This is a genomic window from Arthrobacter rhamnosi (assembly GCF_054510855.1).
The window spans coordinates 254,855-270,934 of the sequence record NZ_JBTNDT010000005.1; the positions used below are offsets into that span (position 1 = coordinate 254,855).

At 68.7% G+C, this 16,080-nt stretch carries 17 protein-coding genes; 3 read left to right on the top strand and 14 right to left on the bottom strand.

Annotated features, from left to right (window positions below; genetic code table 11):
- The first annotated feature begins 9 nt into the window (after window positions 1-9).
- Window positions 10-1,092, top strand: a complete 1,083-nt coding sequence (locus tag ACX80I_RS12270; protein ID WP_459345401.1) for a fatty acid desaturase family protein — start codon at window positions 10-12, stop codon at window positions 1,090-1,092.
- 75 nt (window positions 1,093-1,167) lie between these two features.
- A complete protein-coding gene (locus ACX80I_RS12275) occupies window positions 1,168-1,398 on the top strand; it encodes a zinc-ribbon domain-containing protein (RefSeq protein WP_301225078.1) in 231 nt (76 codons plus the stop codon).
- 9 nt (window positions 1,399-1,407) lie between these two features.
- Here ACX80I_RS12275 and ACX80I_RS12280 read toward each other — a convergent pair whose 3' ends face one another.
- The 7 genes from ACX80I_RS12280 to ACX80I_RS12310 all read right to left on the bottom strand — a co-directional run bounded on the left by ACX80I_RS12280 (window position 1,408) and on the right by ACX80I_RS12310 (window position 6,460).
- Window positions 1,408-2,163, bottom strand: coding sequence for an anti-sigma factor (locus ACX80I_RS12280; RefSeq protein ID WP_459345402.1), 756 nt, complete (start codon window positions 2,161-2,163; stop codon window positions 1,408-1,410).
- A complete protein-coding gene (locus tag ACX80I_RS12285) occupies window positions 2,150-2,713 on the bottom strand; it encodes an RNA polymerase sigma factor (RefSeq protein WP_459345403.1) in 564 nt (187 codons plus the stop codon). The genes ACX80I_RS12280 and ACX80I_RS12285 overlap by 14 nt, the downstream gene beginning before the upstream one ends.
- 68 nt (window positions 2,714-2,781) lie before the next feature.
- On the bottom strand, window positions 2,782-3,453 hold the full coding sequence (locus ACX80I_RS12290) for a class F sortase (protein ID WP_459345404.1): 672 nt from the start codon (window positions 3,451-3,453) through the stop codon (window positions 2,782-2,784).
- A 100-nt stretch (window positions 3,454-3,553) separates the two neighbouring features.
- The gene (locus ACX80I_RS12295) at window positions 3,554-4,372 is read right to left on the bottom strand and encodes a DUF4397 domain-containing protein (protein WP_459345405.1); all 819 of its coding nucleotides are present in this window, start codon (window positions 4,370-4,372) and stop codon (window positions 3,554-3,556) included.
- Window positions 4,373-4,475: 103 nt separating this feature from the next.
- The gene (locus ACX80I_RS12300) at window positions 4,476-5,321 is read right to left on the bottom strand and encodes an HpcH/HpaI aldolase/citrate lyase family protein (protein ID WP_301225073.1); all 846 of its coding nucleotides are present in this window, start codon (window positions 5,319-5,321) and stop codon (window positions 4,476-4,478) included.
- A 211-nt stretch (window positions 5,322-5,532) separates the two neighbouring features.
- Complete coding sequence (locus tag ACX80I_RS12305; protein WP_459345406.1) at window positions 5,533-6,099, bottom strand: dihydrofolate reductase family protein; 567 nt, start codon at window positions 6,097-6,099, stop codon at window positions 5,533-5,535.
- A 97-nt stretch (window positions 6,100-6,196) separates the two neighbouring features.
- Window positions 6,197-6,460, bottom strand: a complete 264-nt coding sequence (locus ACX80I_RS12310; protein WP_459345407.1) for a hypothetical protein — start codon at window positions 6,458-6,460, stop codon at window positions 6,197-6,199.
- Window positions 6,461-6,721: 261 nt separating this feature from the next.
- Between ACX80I_RS12310 and ACX80I_RS12315 the strand changes: the two genes are divergently transcribed.
- On the top strand, window positions 6,722-7,756 hold the full coding sequence (locus ACX80I_RS12315) for an AAA family ATPase (protein ID WP_459345408.1): 1,035 nt from the start codon (window positions 6,722-6,724) through the stop codon (window positions 7,754-7,756).
- A 155-nt stretch (window positions 7,757-7,911) separates the two neighbouring features.
- Here the strand turns inward: ACX80I_RS12315 and ACX80I_RS12320 are convergent, their stop codons facing one another.
- The 7 genes from ACX80I_RS12320 to ACX80I_RS12350 all read right to left on the bottom strand — a co-directional run bounded on the left by ACX80I_RS12320 (window position 7,912) and on the right by ACX80I_RS12350 (window position 15,917).
- On the bottom strand, window positions 7,912-8,238 hold the full coding sequence (locus ACX80I_RS12320; RefSeq protein WP_087071745.1) for an L-rhamnose mutarotase: 327 nt from the start codon (window positions 8,236-8,238) through the stop codon (window positions 7,912-7,914).
- A gap of 58 nt (window positions 8,239-8,296) precedes the next feature.
- Window positions 8,297-9,763, bottom strand: a complete 1,467-nt coding sequence (locus ACX80I_RS12325) for an arabinose isomerase (RefSeq protein WP_459345409.1) — start codon at window positions 9,761-9,763, stop codon at window positions 8,297-8,299.
- 95 nt (window positions 9,764-9,858) lie between these two features.
- The gene (gene rhaS, locus ACX80I_RS12330) at window positions 9,859-10,923 is read right to left on the bottom strand and encodes a rhamnose ABC transporter substrate-binding protein (RefSeq protein WP_459345410.1); all 1,065 of its coding nucleotides are present in this window, start codon (window positions 10,921-10,923) and stop codon (window positions 9,859-9,861) included.
- A 61-nt stretch (window positions 10,924-10,984) separates the two neighbouring features.
- Window positions 10,985-12,085, bottom strand: coding sequence for an ABC transporter permease (locus ACX80I_RS12335; protein ID WP_459345411.1), 1,101 nt, complete (start codon window positions 12,083-12,085; stop codon window positions 10,985-10,987).
- Window positions 12,086-12,161: 76 nt separating this feature from the next.
- A complete protein-coding gene (locus ACX80I_RS12340; protein ID WP_459345412.1) occupies window positions 12,162-13,208 on the bottom strand; it encodes an ABC transporter permease in 1,047 nt (348 codons plus the stop codon).
- Window positions 13,205-14,758: a sugar ABC transporter ATP-binding protein gene (locus tag ACX80I_RS12345; RefSeq protein WP_459345413.1), complete on the bottom strand. Its 1,554-nt coding sequence runs from the start codon at window positions 14,756-14,758 to the stop codon at window positions 13,205-13,207. The genes ACX80I_RS12340 and ACX80I_RS12345 overlap by 4 nt, the downstream gene beginning before the upstream one ends.
- Window positions 14,759-14,855: 97 nt before the next feature.
- The gene (locus ACX80I_RS12350; RefSeq protein ID WP_459345414.1) at window positions 14,856-15,917 is read right to left on the bottom strand and encodes a LacI family DNA-binding transcriptional regulator; all 1,062 of its coding nucleotides are present in this window, start codon (window positions 15,915-15,917) and stop codon (window positions 14,856-14,858) included.
- Between the last annotated feature and the right edge of the window lie 163 nt (window positions 15,918-16,080).

Consider the following 16,080-nt stretch of genomic DNA (forward strand, 5'->3'; position numbering starts at 1 on the left):
GGGACCCCCATGAGCGTTACCGCTGCCCCGCGCATCGTCCGTATCTCCAAGCCGAACGACATCGTCGCCTCCTACTCCGTCCTGCTCAAGCAGGTCCGCAAGGAGGGCCTCCTGAACCGCCGTCGGCGATTCTACGTCTCTGTGTTCGCGGTCCTGGCCCTGGCCATGGGCGCGGCCTGGACGGGCTTCGCGCTCCTGGGCGACACGTGGTTCCAGCTCCTGGTCGCGGCCGTGCTCGGGGTCGTCCTCACGCAACTCGCCTTCCTGGCCCATGAGGCCTCGCACCGCCAGATCTTCAGGACCCGGGGCGCCAACGACTGGTCCGGGCGCATCCTCGCAGCCGGTGTCGTCGGCATCAGCTACGCCTGGTGGATGGACAAGCACACCCGCCACCACAACGACCCCAACACCCGGGGCAAGGACCCGGACATCGAGGTGGACACCATCTCGTTCCTCGAGGAGGACGCCGCCAAAGCCCGCGGCCTGCAAGCGTGGATCACGCGGCGCCAGGGCTACCTCTTCTTCCCCCTCCTGACCCTGGAGGGCATCAACCTGCACGCCCGCTCCATCAGCACCCTATTCTCCCGCCGCACCATCAAGGGCCGCTGGGTGGAACTGGCGCTGCTCGGGGCACGCTTCGGCGCCTACCTCGGCATCCTGTTCTGGTTCCTCCCCGTCGGCCTGGCCTTCGCCTTCCTGGGCGTCCAGCTGGCGGTATTCGGCATCTACATGGGCGCGAGCTTCGCGCCGAACCACAAGGGCATGCCCGTGGTGCCGCGGGACAGCACGCTGGACTTCTTCCAGAAGCAGGTCCTCACCTCGCGCAACATCCGCGGCGGGTCCTTCGTCAACAACGCCTTCGGCGGCCTGAACTTCCAGATCGAGCACCACCTCTTCCCCGACATGCCGCGCCCGCACCTCCGCCGCGCCGCCGTCATCGTCCGGGAGCACTGCGAGCGCCTCCGCGTGCCGTACACCGAGGTGGGCGTCGCGGCGTCCTACGGAGCCGTGGTGTCCTACCTGAACCGCGTCGGCCTCGCCGCGCGCGATCCCTTCGACTGCCCCCTGGTCAACCGCTACCGCCGGCCCTAGGTACCACGCGGGGATGCTGCGGCAGGCATACTAAGCGTGCTTTCTACTGCACCCTCGGCCCGTTACTGTGGACTAATGTTCTTCCTCTTCGGCCTCACCACACGTGAGCACCTCCAGTTCACGCGCTCAGCCACCTGCCGCTACTGCGGGATGCACGCACCCCAGCAGGTGATCCAGCGCAAGACGAAGCTCTCGGTGTTCTTCATCCCGCTCCTCACCCTCAAGAAGACACGCCTGCAGGTCTGCACGAACTGCGGCGGCACCTCGAGGATCAGCGGCTCGGAGCAGCGCGCCCTGGCCTACTGACCCTGGCCCTCAGCTGCTCGCGGCGTGAATGGTGCCCCTGACCATGCTGATGCTGGAATGGGCGGGGTTGCCGTCCAGCGGCTCGTCCGAGACGTCGACGATGGGATACCTCGCCAGATCGATGTCGGTGGGCACGGCGAAGCTGGCGTGATCCGCGTCCATGAGCCCGACGCTGTACATCTCCTGCAGGTCGGGGGCTATCAGCCACACCTGCCTGTACCCCTCCGGAGTGGCCCCCGTCAGGTCGACGTCGAGGCTTCGGGTACCGTCGTCGGCGCGGGAGACGGTCGCTTCCCCGGACCCCGAGAAGCCGGGCAGGGGTTCCAGCTCGGCCTGGGCCAGCACCACACCCTTCTCGTCCGCACGCAGCGATTCCAGCCCCCACAGCGCTCCCCCACCCACGAGGATCCCGATGCCGGCGGCAACCGCCAGCCAGCGGGCGGAGAACTGCCGCCGCCTGCCGCCCTCGTCCCGAGCCGCCACCAGGGGGCGTACGTTCCCCGACGGTTCGGGGGCCGATGCCGCACCGTCCACCCCCAGCTCGGCGGGCAGGCCGAGCTCGGTCTTGATCGCGTCCCAGACGGCCGGGCTCGGACGTTCGAGGACGGTCACCGGCCCCTCGGCCTTCGCGGTGGTGACGACACGGCGAAGGGCGTCCACCTCGGCGGAACAGGTGCTGCACTGCCCCAGATGCTCCTGCGACCGGAGGTCGAGTGGCTCACCCAGCGCGGCCAGGCCGGCGGCGTCCGGGTCAAGATGCTGCATCCCACTCCTCCAATCGATTGCGTAGGTGCACGAGACTCCTTCGGATGTGGCTCTTGACGGTTCCCAGCGGAAGATTCATCCTCGCAGAGATCTGCTGGTGGGTGAGGTCTTCGTAGAAGGCCAGCCTGAGGATTGACCCCTGGGGTTCTCCGAGCCGTTCGAGCTCCGATGCGAGGACCACGCGGTCGGCGATGGTGTCGACGCCGGAATCGAGTGCCGCGCCGGTTTCGGGGGCGAATCCCGCCCGTACCACCAGGCGCTCCTGCCTGCTCCTGGCCGACAGATGATCGAGGATGACGTTCCGGCAGATCCCCACGATCCATGCCGGCAGAGGACCCGACTGCGGATCGAAGCTGTCCCGGGATCGCCACGCCCTGACGAAGACGTCCTGGGTGATGTCGGCCGCTGCCCCACTGTCCCGCAGGGACCGGAGGGCGATAGTGTAGACGAGCGGGGAGAAGCACCCGTAAGCGGTGGCCATGGCGTGCTCGTCCCCCGCGGAGAACTGCAGGTCGAGTTGCCTCGTCCACTCAGGGTCAGGAGCTGCCATGTGTGACTCCTCAAGCCGGGCCGCACCGATGCGACGTCCTGCGATCCTCGGCTCCTGTCCCCCGAGACTCAGAGCGGTAGGGCCGTGAGCACCACATTATCCTCATAGTCTCCTATCTCCGACAGCCATTCACCCCCGCAGGTGATGATTTTCAGTTCGTGGTCACCGCCGCGCTCGAAGATCTCCGATCCGTTCAGCGTGGCCTTCGGGACGTTGCGCACATCGGAGACGGCGTAGGTCAACGACCGTCCGTCCTCCAGCCCGACCGTGACGGTGGTCCCGATCGGCACGTCCTTCAGCTGGGCGAAGGGCATCACCTCCGTGAGGCTGTCGACGTGGGCGGCGATCACCGCATTCCCGGCCTTCGCTCCGGGTGCCGGGCCGTACCGGTACCACCCCGCTTCGTAGAAGCTGTCCGGGATCTCCATGGCGCCGTTCTCCTCGATCCCGACACCCACGACGCTCACGGAGATGTCCGTGCCGGCGATGTCGAGGGTCACCGGGGCCGGGGCGGGAGGCTGGAGCGCACCGTCCGCCTGTTGGATGGGCACCTGCGCGACCGCCGGAGGCGTCGCTGCGGTGTCGGTCGTCGGGGCGGTGTCGGCTGCGGGGGCTGCGGGGCCCTCCTCGGGGCCCGGCCGCGCGGAAGGGGGCGCCGTGAGCACGGGCGCCGGGTCCGCCGGCGGCGCGTCGTCGCCTCGCGCACATCCCGTGAGGAGGATGGACGCAAGAACTGCCACGGCGATCGCTGATTGTCTGGAATGCACGGTGTCGGACTCCCCCTGGGGATGATGGCCGGGCGGGGAGGGTCGAACGGCCTCCCCACCCGGCGTGACGGCTTCAGATCCGCACGGTTCGACGACGGACTGCGGCTATGGCACCGGCGAGCAGCACCAGGAGCACTGCGCCCATCCCGACGGCCGCCCCGTCGTCGTTCTGCGCTGCAAGGCCGGACTGGCCCCCGGGAACGGCGCCGGGGGACGAGTGGAGGCCCTCGATCGTCTGGGTGGCGAGAGCGAGGTTGCCGGCCTCCAGGCTTCCCCAGGCGTAGACGATCGTCGAGGTACCTTCGGGGAGGTTCAGGTCGGCAGGGCCGATCACGGGGGCGGTGGTACCCGTGGCCGCGACAGCCGCCGACACCGTACCGGGATCCGTGGTCAGCGAGGCCTCGCCTGGATTGGCGAGGTTCTGGACGATCGCCGCGCCTCCGGCCAGGACATCGACAGCCGGGGCGGCTGCGACATGGCGGACCGTCAGCCGCGTCTTGCCTGCCTCGATGGTCGAGACGTCATTGGTGTAGAAGTTCGCCGTGGGCTGCCCCGCGGCATCCAGGTTCGCGGTCGCGGTGTAATTCCCGCCCGCCTCGAGCTTCACGTCCACGGGGCCGATCACCGGCGCGCTGGCGTCCGCGGCGTCGGCCGCCGTGATGGCCAGCTGGTAGTCCCCGGCCGGCAGGTCGAGCGGACCCGCCAGCGTGCCCGGGGCGAAATCGTCCAGCGTGAGGGCGCCGTTCACATAGACGTCCACGGTGAGATCCGGCACTCCGTGGAGGACCGACAGGGTTGCACCGGCCGGCGTTTCGGCGGCGGTTGCCGGGGCAGCGACGGATGCCGCTCCCAGGGCTGCTACGGCTCCAATGGCAAACAGGCTTCTTTGCATGACTACTCCTTGGTGTGGTCCCGTGGCGGGGACTTTTCGCTGACATCCGGTACTACCCGGATGTCAGCGGCGATCTGGATGCAAGGAGCTGGAAGTTTTTTGGTCAGGCGTTCCAGAGGCCGTAGGAATCAGCCAGCGAGGAGATCTTCTGTGCGCGCGCCAGACGCGGCAGGTAGGACCCGTCTCCGACGACGGCGCCCGCGGCATGCTCGCGCAGGAGTTCGGCGGCCCAGCTGATCTCGGACTCACTCGGTGACAGCCCGCGGTTGATCGTGTCGGCGGCCTCGGGCCGCAGGCACAGCTTGCCCGTCATCCCCATCGAGGCGGTGACCTTGCAGGCGTCGAGCAGTTCGTCACCCAGGGCTCCGACAGTCGGACCGTCGATGGGGCCGGGCAACTGCCCGACACGTGATGCCACGACGAGCTTGGACCGCGCGTAGGCGAGCGCCATCGGCTCGTCGGACGCCCCCGTGTCGCGTCGGAAATCGCCGACGCCGAAGGCGAGGCGGAACGTGCCGGGAGCGCTGGCGATCGCCGTCGCGTTCTCGATGCCGAGGGCGGATTCGACCAGCGCGAGGACGGGCGTCCCCGCCTGCAGGCGCATGGCGGTGTGGGTGACCTGCTCGGGCTTCTCCGTCATGGCGAGCATGACCCCGCGCAGGCCGGGCGCCTTGGACAGGGCAGCGAGGTCATCGGCCCAGTACTCGGTCTCGATGCCGTTGACGCGCACCCACGCGGTCATGCCGGTGGACAGCGCCTCGACCACGCGCTCGCGGGCCTCGGCCTTGCCCGCAGCGGGGACCGCGTCCTCGATGTCGAAGACCACCGAATCCGCCTCCGACGTGAGGGCAGGGATGAAGTTGTCCTCTGAAGCAGCGGAGGCCAGGAGCCAGGATCGGGAGAGCTTGGCGGGAAGCGCGGCTGCGCGGCTGTTTCTGAGGGAAGCCATCCTCAAACAGTACTGAGGACTGCCGCGCATTATCCAACGGAGACGCCCTGCACGTCGTGAACACTACGACCAAAACGGGCTGCCGGAACGGAGATCCGCCAGTACTGCGCGCGGCATCGACGCCGGGGCCATGATGATCGGGGGAGTCTACTTCGCCGCGCTAGGCGCCATGGGCAGGAGGATCGGCACTCTCGATGACTGCCTCCTGAGGTCAGCGCCGCACGCGGTAGCGGGAGATGACGACGCCCGAACCGAAGACACGGCTCCCGACGAGCTCGAGGTCCGTCCGGCGCTGGTGGCGGGGGAAGAACGGGCGCCCACCACCCACCAGCACCGGGTGGACCCTGACCCGGTACTCGTCGATGAGGTCCAGCGCCGCCGCCTCCTCCGCGAGCGCGGCCCCTCCGATCGCGATGTCCCCCTCCGCCGGCTCCGCTCGCAGGCGCTCGATCTCCTGCGCCAGGGTGCCCGACGCCAGGCGGGTGTTGCTTCCCCGGACTGCGGTGAGCGAATGGGAGAACACCACCTTCGGGAGTGGTTTCCAGAGTGCGGTCCACTCGCGTTCCGCTTCATCGGTTGACGGCTCCTGGTCGGCGGTCTCCCAGTACAGCATCGTCTCGTAGAGTCGGCGCCCCAGCAGGTGGACGTCGACCGTGCGGATCTCGTCGATGGCCGACCGGAAGACCTCCTCATCCGGTGTCGTGAAGTCGAAACCGCCATCCGGTCCAACGATGTAGCCGTCCAGGGAGAGCCCCATCGAATAGGTCACCGTGCGCATCAGATTTCTCCTCCGTGAAGTGTGAGTACTCGGACCCTCGCACCCGCGTCCGCTCGTGCTGCGGCTGATCCGGGGACTTCCCTGTAGGGCTCCGCCGTCAGCGCCGGATCCCTTTCCAGAAGTACAGGATCGGGCCGAAGAAATTGACCGGTATGACCGCGGCCCAAGTGCCCTTGTTCCCGTTCACCTGGTCCCTGGGGCGTGTGGCCAGGTCGGCCCAGGCGGAGGCCACCAGTGACAGTTGCACGGAGGCGAGAACCAGCACCCCCGCTTTCTGCCTGCCGGTCAGGTCGCTCCACCGCTTGCGGCCGGAACCCTTGCGGCCGTGCGTTCTCCGGGCAGGTGCTGTGCGGTCAACCATGATGTCTCCCGAGTCGGAGCCCGTACCGGAAACGGGGTGAAGCGTCGTTCCCGGCGCGCGGGCGGGTGGAGCCTTCGGGTGCCTATTCCACCACGGACCCTGGGTCCGCCACCATGCTGCGGTGGATGTTTCCGGGAAGGAAGAGGAGGGACAGCGCCGGCCGGCCGGAACTGATGCCCGAGCCCGCGGGAGGAGGGAGTACTACAGTGAAATACCCGCGGACTTTCCACTCGCGGCCACCCGTCGCCACAGGAGAAACGCATGGCTCCCAGCCGCAATCCACTCGATGACCTGCGCGAAACCATCGGCCATCTGGCCGATCAGCTCAAGCTTCCCGGTTCGGAGCGGGTGGACGACCTGATGGGCGACCTCATCGGCGCCCGGCCCGGACCGGCCCGACCGCTCTCCGAGGTGCAGGCGGAGCTCGACGCGCTGGTGGGACTGGAAACCGTGAAGGAACAGGTGCGGGCGCTCGTCGCACTGCTGCAGGTCCAGGCCCGCCGCAAGGCGCACGGCCTGCCGGAAGTGGCCACGTCCCAGCACCTGGTGTTCCTCGGGAACCCCGGTACCGGCAAGACCACCGTGGCGCGGCTCCTGGCCGAGATGTACCGCGCCGTCGGCCTGCTGCAGAAAGGCCACCTGGTCGAGGTCGACCGCTCCGGCCTGGTGGGACAGTACGTCGGCGCCACCGCCATCAAGACGGATCGGGTGATCCGGCGGGCACTGGACGGCGTGCTGTTCATCGACGAGGCCTACGCCCTGGCCCCGGAGGACGGCCGGACGGACTTCGGCCCCGAGGCGATCGAGGTCCTGCTCAAGCGGATGGAGGACCACCGCCACCGCCTGGTCGTGATAGTGGCCGGCTATCCGCGGCTGATGGAGGCGTTCCTGCTCTCGAACCCCGGCCTGCGCTCCCGGTTCGCCCGCGAGATCACCTTCCCCGACTACTCCGTCGACGCACTTCAGACGATCTTCTCCCAGATGCTGGCCCAGCACGAGTACACCCTGGAGCCGGGCGCGGACCAGATGCTGCGCCGCATCCTCGCCGGCCTTCACACCGGCGAGGACTCCGGTAACGCGCGGTTCGCCCGCACACTCTTCGAGCAGGCGCTCAACCGCCAGGCGCTGAGGCTCTCGCTCGACGAGGACCGGGACCTCGACGCACTGGACCGCGAGGACGTCATGACGCTCACCACGGACGACCTCGTCGAGGCCGCCCGAGCCCTGGGCGAGGGACCGGCACCGGAACCCGACCCCGAACCCGAACCGTCGCGGTGGTGGCGCTGGCTCCTGTGACGGCCGCGGCCCGTACCGGGGGCGGCACGTGATCAGGGCGCGTCGCCGTCGTGGCTCCGGGCCACCTGCGCTGCCTGCTGTGGACGCCTGTTGCAGGGGCGCTTGCAGTTACCCTGCTGCGCGTCGCCCGGCACCTGCCGGACCAGCCCTGACCCCTACAACTGGTCCTCGAGGTGGAAGACCTCCTCGAGCCGGAGGAAACCCTCGTCGGGCCGGCCGTCGAGCGCCACGAAGAACGGCGCCATGTCCGCCTGCCACCGCGCATTGACCTCGGTCCCGGCCATGGCTGCCTGGGAGGCGGCGAAGTCCTCGCATTCCACGTAGCCGATCAGCAGGCCGTCCGGACGCAGGAACAGCGAGTAGTTGTTCCATCCCGTCTCCTTGAGCGCCCGGGCCATGTCCGGCCAGATCGCGGCATGGCGCTCGCGGTACTCGGGGATCCGCTCGGGCCGGACCTGCAGCTGGAAGCACACGCGTTCCATCGATTGTCGTTCCTTTCGAAAGGGGTGACGTCGGAGGGGCGACGCCGTAGGGGCGACGTCAGAGGCTGACGTGGCGATGTTCGACGCCGAGGAGGGAAGCAGCCGCCTTCACGTCGGCGGCACGGTGCCCCACACAAAGCGCCCAGTGGTGGCCGATGCCGGTCTGGCTCCAGGCGTCCACCCACAGGCCGGGGTCTCCCCCGAAGTCCACGCGCGACGTCGTGTTGCCGATGGCCAGCAGCGGACCGGGAACCACGGTCCCCTCGGACGTGATGAAGACGTAGGAGCCGTCCGGGTCCTGTCCGATGCCGAAGGTCGTGACCGGGCCGTGCCGCACGTCGAACTCGACCGAGACGCCCCAGCCGCGCTTGCCGTGATACACCCCGAGTCCGCGCAGCAGCGGGTCGGCGGCGCTGACGGCGAGGTGGGCCGGGCCGTCGTGGCCCATCTCCACCACGTTGTCGAAGAAGTTCAGTGCCTGGATCTCGGTGAAGGAGCCGCCCGCTCCCATGGCCTGCGCGGCCAGCATGGCGATCGACGTCCGTAGCTCGTACTCACCGGCCATCGGCACGCCGCGCGCGGTGAGGATCGAGGCGCCGAGGATCATGCCCGCCCCGAGACGCTCATGCTGCTCGCCCGCGAGCCCGCGGTGGTAGTAGGCGAGGGAGTCCAGGTCGAATTCCGCCACGAGCCGGTCGAGCCCCACGGAGACCCTGGCGCCCCAGGCGAAGTCCTCGTCGTTCACCGACTCGTCCACGGTGAAGAGGCTCCGGGCGAGAGCCACGCGCTCGTGCACCTGCTCCTCTGTCACCTCGCCCACGAACTCGCGCAGATCGTCGAATTCGAGGACCTCGACATGCGAGCCGAACGTCGTCGACACCGTGGTGAGGTCGGTGGAGACGTCGAGCATGCCGGGATACACATGGCCCATAAGGCCGTGACGGGCGTGCCGCAGTCTGCCGCGGACCCCCGCCGCGTGGACCCACTGGTTGATGCGCTCCCATGCCGATTCCTGCTTCAGGTGGCCGGACACCGAGCGGAACGGGATACCCGCCCGCTGGAAGACGTTGGCCACCTCGGGCACCGGGCACTGGCCGCAGTAGGCGAGCCATTTGCCGGTGTCGAAATTCGCGTGGTCCATGGCCTCCGTCGGCTGGAGGTCGATCACGAGGACCGGCGTCTGCGACCGCTGGGCGATCGGCAGCACCATCGAGGACGTCAGATACGTGGTCAGGAAGATGACGATCAGGTCGCAGTCCGCGCGGCGGAGCTCCTCCGCCGCGGAAGCCGCCTCGCGGGCATCGGACACGAAGCCGACGTCGGTCACCTCGGCGTCGAGCTCGTTGAACCGGGCGGTGACATAGCGGGCCGATTCCTGCAGCTGCGGAAGGAGGTCGGGAAACTGGGGCCAGTACGCGCCGAGGCCGCCCGAGACGAGTCCGAGGCGGGTTGGCCGGCGGCGGATCGGTTCGAGCCGGCCGGACAGGGCCAGCGGGGCGGACGTGGCGGGAGGATCGGTGGTCATGGATGCTCCTCGAACAACGGATGCGACGACGGATGGAAGAAGCGGGAGGAATGGAAAAGGGCGGGACGCCTGAGGACGCCCCGCCCCTGGAACGACTAGAAGTCGTACTCGTCGATGTTGTCCGCGTTGAACTGCGTGGGCGGGCCGACCAGGACGATCCCGCCGTCGCCGACCTCACGCTCGCCGAGTTCCCCGGCCTCGAAGGTGTCACCGGTCTCCCCGGTGATGTCGCCGTCGGCCAGTGCCTTGCCGGCGAACGCCGCCACGTATCCGAGCTGTGCCGGATCCCAGAGCGCGAACTCCTCGACGGTGCCGTCCTTGACGAACGGGCGCATCTCGTTCGGCAGGCCCAGGCCCGTGAGTGCGACCTTGCCCTTGTACTCCGAGGTGGAGAGGTAGCGGGCAGTGGCTGCGATGCCGACCGTGGTGGGCGAGATGATGCCCTTCAGGTCCGGGTAGGCCTGCAGGAGTCCCTGCGCCTCCTGGAAGGACTTCGTGTCGTCGTCGTCGCCGTACACCTTCGCGACGAGCTCGATCTTCGCGTAATCCGGGTTGGACTCCAGTTCCTCCTCCATGAACTTGATCCACTCGTTCTGGTTGGTGGCGTTGGCCGTGGCCGAGAGGATGGCGATCTCGCCCTCTCCACCGATCTGCTCCGAGATCAGCTCGAGCTGGATCAGGGCCACGTCCTTGGCGTTGACCTGGCTGACGAAGAGGTCGCGGTAGTCGGGGTTGGTGTCCGAGTCGAACGCCACGATCTTCGCACCCGCCGCGCGGGCTTCCTCGAGGGCGGGCCCGACGGCGTCGGGGTCGTTCGCGGCGATGACGATCACGTTGGTGCCGCGCTGGGTCTCGGCGTTGATGAAGGACACCTGGCTCGAGGCGCTGGCGTCCAGTGGCCCGACGACCTCGGAGGAGGCGAACCCTGCTTCCTTCGCGCCGTCCTCGCCGCCGCCCAGCACCACGTCGGTGTAGGGGTTGTTGAGCTGCTTGGGGATGAAGGTGATGGTCTGGTCGCCCTCGGACCCGCTGCCGGACTCGCTGCCGCTGCCTTCAGTGGCCGCACCGCCGCCACAGGCGCTGAGGACCAGGGCTGCGCTGGTTGCGAGGGCTGCGAATGCCGCCCGTCGTCCGGTGGATCCGGAATGGATGAACCTCATTGTTTCTTCCTTTCGATGGGCGCTGGGAACCCGGCGCCGGGTGCAACCCTAGGAGGACGGCCTAGGGAAGTGGAGCAGTGCGGACGCGCCGGGAGTGGCGGGCCTGCTTGATGGCGGACGCGATGTTCGGCGCCACCACCGAGATGATGAGCAGCGAGCCCGTCACGATGATGAGGACCACTTCGGAGACGCGGTCCAGTTTGAGGGCGTAGTTGATGGTGCCGATCAGCAGCACCCCGGCCAGGACGCCCGGGATGGAGCCCTTGCCGCCGAAGATCGAGACGCCCCCGAGCAGCACCGCTGCGATGACGGCGAGTTCGAGGCCGCTGGCGTTGTCGCTGCGGGCGCTGGAGTAACGGAGGGTCCAGTAGATACCCGCGAGCGCGGACACGGTGCCGGTGGCCAGGTACAGCAGGAACTTGGAGCGGGCCACGTCGATGCCGACGAACGTCGCCGCCTCCTTGCTGTAGCCGAGGGCGAAGAGCCCGCGGCCGAACGGCGTGAAGTGCAGGACGACGGCGAAGGCGATGATGAGCAGGACGACGCCGACCATGACCGTGGGGATGCCCGTCCCGCCGATCTTCGAGGTGAAGAAGGCCGTGAGGCCCGGCGGGAAATTCGCCACCGCGTTGTCGCCGATGACCACGAGGGCGAGTCCGCGGAAGAGCGCCAGCGTGCCGATGGTGACGGCGAGGGACGGTAGGCCGAGGTAGGCGATGAGCACGCCGTTGAAGGCGCCGGCGACGAGGCCGGCCAGCACGCAGATCGCCAGGACGAGGCCGATGTTCATGCCTCCCTGCCAGAGGACCCCCATGAGGGCGCTCGTGAGCCCCGCGATGCTGGCGACCGAGAGGTCGATCTCCCCCGAGATGATGACGAGCGTCATCGGCAGGGCGATGAGCAGGGTGGGGATCACATCGAGAAGGAGGAACCCGACCGTGACCGGGGAGGCGAACCGCGGGATCACGATGCTCGCGTAGATCACGACGACGAGCAGCACGTAGATCATGACCGCGTCGCGCCCGAGCAGGATCCGCGCTGCACCCGTGCGGCCCTTGGGCACGGCCAGCACCTTCGAGGTGTCGGCCTTGCCCGCGCCCTGTCGTGCCTGCTTCGGACGCTTCCCGACCCCCTGGCTGGTGCTTCCGGGTGTTCCTGCCATGTGCCGGCCTTTCGCTGGGGAGCCGTTGTCCGGCCGGTGCCCTTCGGGCGGGAGGATGGTCGGGGCGCCTGAGGGGTCAGACATTGCGGGCCTCCGCGATCCGGAGTTTCCTGGCGGACCGCACGCTGGCGATGCGGTCGATGACGACGGCGGCGAGGATGAGGATGCCCACGATGGCCTGCTGCCAGAACTTGTCGACGCGCAGCGCCGTCAGGGCACTCGTGATGGTGGTCAGGAGCAGGGCGCCGACGGCCGCCCCGAAGACCGTGCCGCTGCCGCCGAAGATCGCGACGCCGCCCACCACAGCGGCCGCGACGACGTCGAGCTCGAGACCCGACCCCGTCGTCGCGCCCACCGAGTTGAAGCGGCTGGCGTACAGCACGCCGGCGAGCCCGGCCAGGAGCCCGTTCACCACGAAGGCGAGCAGGACGCGGCGCTGGACGGGGATGCCGAACAGCCGGGCTGCGTCGGGCTCGGATCCGATGGCGTACAGGTCGCGCCCCGGGCGTGTGCCGAGCATGTACACGGCGACGATCGCGACGACGACCACCGCGATCAGCGTGATGACCGGGAACCCGAGGACCGTGTCGACGGAGAGGTTGCCGAAGGCTTCGGGCCGGTCCCCGGCGAAGTACTGCGTGCCGCCGGCCCAGGCGTTGCTGATGCCGCGGAAGATGTAGAGGGTCCCGAGCGTGATGACGAGGGCCGGGACCTTCGCGATGGTGATGAGGAGGCCGTTGAGGGCCCCGAGGACCGCGCCGAAGAGCATGCCGAGCACGAACACCGCGATGATCGGCAGGTCCGGCGCAGCCACGAAGATGCTGCCCGTCCCGAACGCCACGAGTCCGAGGATCGAACCGACGGAGAGGTCGATGTTCCGCGTGATGATCACCAGGGTCTGGCCGACGGCGAGGATCATGAGGATGGTCGCGTTCAGCAGCAGGTCCTTGATGCCCTGCTCGCTGAGGAACAGCGGATTGAGCGCCCAGGTCACCGCGACCAGCACCACGAGGGCGAAGATCACGGGGAGTTCGCGGAACTTCATCAGTGACGCGAATGCCGAGGGCCGTGCGTGCCCGGACGGGGTGTGTGCGGGGGCGGCACTCTTGCTGTCGAGGCTCATCGCGATGTCTCCAGGGATGCGGTTGCGGCGTGCATGACGGTTTCGGCCGTGGCGTCCGAGCGGTCCAGCCGGCCCGTGATCCGGCCCTCGCGCATGACCAGGACACGGTCGGCCATGCCGAGCACCTCGGGCAGCTCGGAGGAGATCATCAGGATCGCGATCCCCCGTCCCGCGAGTTCGGAGATCAGCCGGTGCACCTCGCTCTTGGTGCCGACGTCGATGCCGCGCGTGGGCTCGTCGATGATGAGCAGCTTCGGGTCCGTGGCGAGCCACTTCGCGAGGACCACCTTCTGCTGGTTGCCGCCCGACAGGGTGGAGACGGCGTGCTCGGGCGAGCCCGCCTTCACCTGCAGCCGCTTGCCCCAGGTCTGGGCTGCCTCGCGCTCGGCCCTGCCGCTGATGAGCCCGAACCTCGCGAGCGAATGCCGCAGGGTCAGGGCCGCGTTGCGTTCCACGGAGAGCTCCATGACGAGGCCCTGCTTGCGGCGGTCCTCGGGGACGAAGCCGATGCCGGCGTCGATCGCCGCCCGGGGGTCCTTGCCGCGCAGCCGCTGCCCGAACATCTCGACGGTGCCCGACTCGTACCGGTCGATGCCGAAGACGGCGCGTGCCACTTCGGTGCGGCCCGCGCCCACGAGCCCGGACAGCGCGACGATCTCGCCTGCCCGCACCTCGAAGTCGATGTCGTGGAACACGCCGGGCCGCGTCAGCCCGCTCACCTTCAGGACGACGTCGCCGACGTCCGTCTCGCTCTTGGGGAACAGGGCGTCGATGTCCCGGCCCACCATCTCGCGGACGATCGCCTCGACCGACGTCGCGCCCGTCTCGTGGGTGGCGATGTACGTGCCGTCGCGCATGACGGTGATGCGGTCGCACAGGCCGAAGACCTCGTCGAAGCGGTGCGAGATGAAGAGGATGCCGCTGCCGGCATCACGCAGGCGGCGGGCGACGGCGAACAGGCGGTCCACCTCGACGCCGCTGAGGGCTGCGGTGGGCTCGTCCATCACCAGGACGCGGGCATCGAGGGAGATGGCCTTGGCGATCTCGATGATCTGCTGGTCGGCGATCGAGAGTCCCTCCGCCACGCGGTCGGGATCGATGGGGACGCCGAGCTGGTCGAAGAGCTCCTTCGCCCGGCGGCGCATCTCCACGCGGCTGATGAGGCCGAAGCGGCCCTTGGGCTGGCGTCCGATGAAGATGTTCTCGGCGACCGTGAGGTCAGGGAAGAGCGTGGGCTCCTGGTAGATGACCGAGATGCCGGCGGCCTTGCTGTCGGCGACGTTGCGGAAGCTGACGGGCTGCCCTGCGACGAGGAATTCGCCCGCGTCGGGCTGGTGCACGCCTGCGAGGATCTTCACGAGCGTGGACTTCCCGGCGCCGTTCTCCCCTACCAGGGCGTGGATCTCGCCGGCCGCGAGGTCGATGGTCCCGTCCGCGAGGGCGACGACCGGGCCGAACGTCTTCAGGGCCCCCCGCAGGGTCAGCACGGGGGTCCTCGCCGGTATGGCCGGGTCGGCGGCCTCACTGCCACGACCATCAAAGTGCGTCACTGCAACTCCTCCGGAGAAATGAATCGTTTCAGAGCTACGATCCATTCCGAATACTAGGCGTGACGCCCATCACCGTCAACAGGCCGAGATCGAGTTGTTACCTCGATTTCCGGAGCAGGGAAAGTCCCTGGCTGACGGCGCGGATCGGTGCCGTGGTACTGCCGCGCTCCACGAGTTCCGGGTCGAAGATGACCTGCCGTCGCCGCGAGGCGGGACCCTCGATCTCCTCGAGGAGGAGTTCGACAGCGGTGCGCCCCATGAGTTCGGTCGGCTTGCGGACACTCGTCAGGGGCACCACGGCCGAGGCGGAGAAATCGATGTCGTCGTAGCCGATGAGGGCCAGGTCCTCGGGGATCCGGAGTCCCCGGATCAGCAGGACCGCCTGCATGACACCGATCGCAAGGAGGTCGTTGGCACAGAAGATGCCGTCGGGCAGGTCGCCCGGCCGGCGCTGCGCGATCTCCTCCCCGGCGTCCCTGCCCGCGAGGACGGTCATGGCATCGGCCTCGACCACCTCCAGCACCGCGCCGTCGTGCTCGTCGACCGCCTGCCGGGCGCCCGCCAGCCGGTCCGCCACCTGGCGGTAGTCCGCCCGGGTCCCCACGAAGACGATCCGCCGGCGCCCGGCCTCGAGCAGGTGCCTCACGGCCATGTACCCGCCCGCGACATCGTCCACGGACACGGAACTGCAGCGGCGCTGCGGGTCGACGCGGTCGACCAGCACCACGGGCATACCGCGCTTGCGCAGCGCCTCGACACGGGGCCCCACGTCCCCGACGGGCGAGATCAGCATGCCCTGCACACGCTGCTGCTCGAAGACGTCGATGTACCTGGCTTCGCGTTCAGGGTCCTGGCCACTGTCCCCGAGCACCACGGTGCTGCCGTTCTCGGCGGCGCAGTCCTCGGCCGCCCTGGCGAGGGAGGAGAAGAACGGGTTGCCGACGTCGAGCACGATCAGGCCGATCGTGCGGCTCTGGCCCGCCCGAAGTTGCCGGGCGGCATCGTTGCGGACGAAGCCGAGCTCGTCGATCGCACCCTGCACGCGCTCCCTGGTGGCGGCGGAGACGCGTGCGGGGTGGTTCAGCACATTGGACACCGTGCCGATCGCCACACCCGCCCGGTCCGCAACGTCCTTGATGCTGACTGGTCGACTGTCCATGGGTACCTCGAAGCTCGTGTCCGGCGCCGGTCGCGACCGGCGCCGGGACTGTTGACACTCGGTCTTCTGCAAGGATAACTTTGAAACGTGCCAATGAAACGATTCAACGGCGCACCAGTTCTGCGCCCTTCTCCCGGGTCCCGCCGGGGTACAGGAAGTCCGC

What these genes read in the sequence shown, in the direction of transcription:
- ACX80I_RS12270 (WP_459345401.1), top strand. Translation starts at nt 10, where the DNA reads ATGAGCGTTACCGCTGCCCCGCGCATCGTCCGTATCTCCAAGCCGAAC.
- ACX80I_RS12275 (WP_301225078.1), top strand. Translation starts at nt 1,168, where the DNA reads ATGTTCTTCCTCTTCGGCCTCACCACACGTGAGCACCTCCAGTTCACG.
- ACX80I_RS12280 (WP_459345402.1), bottom strand. Translation starts at nt 2,163, where the DNA reads ATGCAGCATCTTGACCCGGACGCCGCCGGCCTGGCCGCGCTGGGTGAG.
- ACX80I_RS12285 (WP_459345403.1), bottom strand. Translation starts at nt 2,713, where the DNA reads ATGGCAGCTCCTGACCCTGAGTGGACGAGGCAACTCGACCTGCAGTTC.
- ACX80I_RS12295 (WP_459345405.1), bottom strand. Translation starts at nt 4,372, where the DNA reads ATGCAAAGAAGCCTGTTTGCCATTGGAGCCGTAGCAGCCCTGGGAGCG.
- ACX80I_RS12300 (WP_301225073.1), bottom strand. Translation starts at nt 5,321, where the DNA reads ATGGCTTCCCTCAGAAACAGCCGCGCAGCCGCGCTTCCCGCCAAGCTC.
- ACX80I_RS12305 (WP_459345406.1), bottom strand. Translation starts at nt 6,099, where the DNA reads ATGCGCACGGTGACCTATTCGATGGGGCTCTCCCTGGACGGCTACATC.
- ACX80I_RS12310 (WP_459345407.1), bottom strand. Translation starts at nt 6,460, where the DNA reads ATGGTTGACCGCACAGCACCTGCCCGGAGAACGCACGGCCGCAAGGGT.
- ACX80I_RS12315 (WP_459345408.1), top strand. Translation starts at nt 6,722, where the DNA reads ATGGCTCCCAGCCGCAATCCACTCGATGACCTGCGCGAAACCATCGGC.
- ACX80I_RS12320 (WP_087071745.1), bottom strand. Translation starts at nt 8,238, where the DNA reads ATGGAACGCGTGTGCTTCCAGCTGCAGGTCCGGCCCGAGCGGATCCCC.
- ACX80I_RS12325 (WP_459345409.1), bottom strand. Translation starts at nt 9,763, where the DNA reads ATGACCACCGATCCTCCCGCCACGTCCGCCCCGCTGGCCCTGTCCGGC.
- rhaS (WP_459345410.1), bottom strand. Translation starts at nt 10,923, where the DNA reads ATGAGGTTCATCCATTCCGGATCCACCGGACGACGGGCGGCATTCGCA.
- ACX80I_RS12335 (WP_459345411.1), bottom strand. Translation starts at nt 12,085, where the DNA reads ATGGCAGGAACACCCGGAAGCACCAGCCAGGGGGTCGGGAAGCGTCCG.
- ACX80I_RS12340 (WP_459345412.1), bottom strand. Translation starts at nt 13,208, where the DNA reads ATGAGCCTCGACAGCAAGAGTGCCGCCCCCGCACACACCCCGTCCGGG.
- ACX80I_RS12350 (WP_459345414.1), bottom strand. Translation starts at nt 15,917, where the DNA reads ATGGACAGTCGACCAGTCAGCATCAAGGACGTTGCGGACCGGGCGGGT.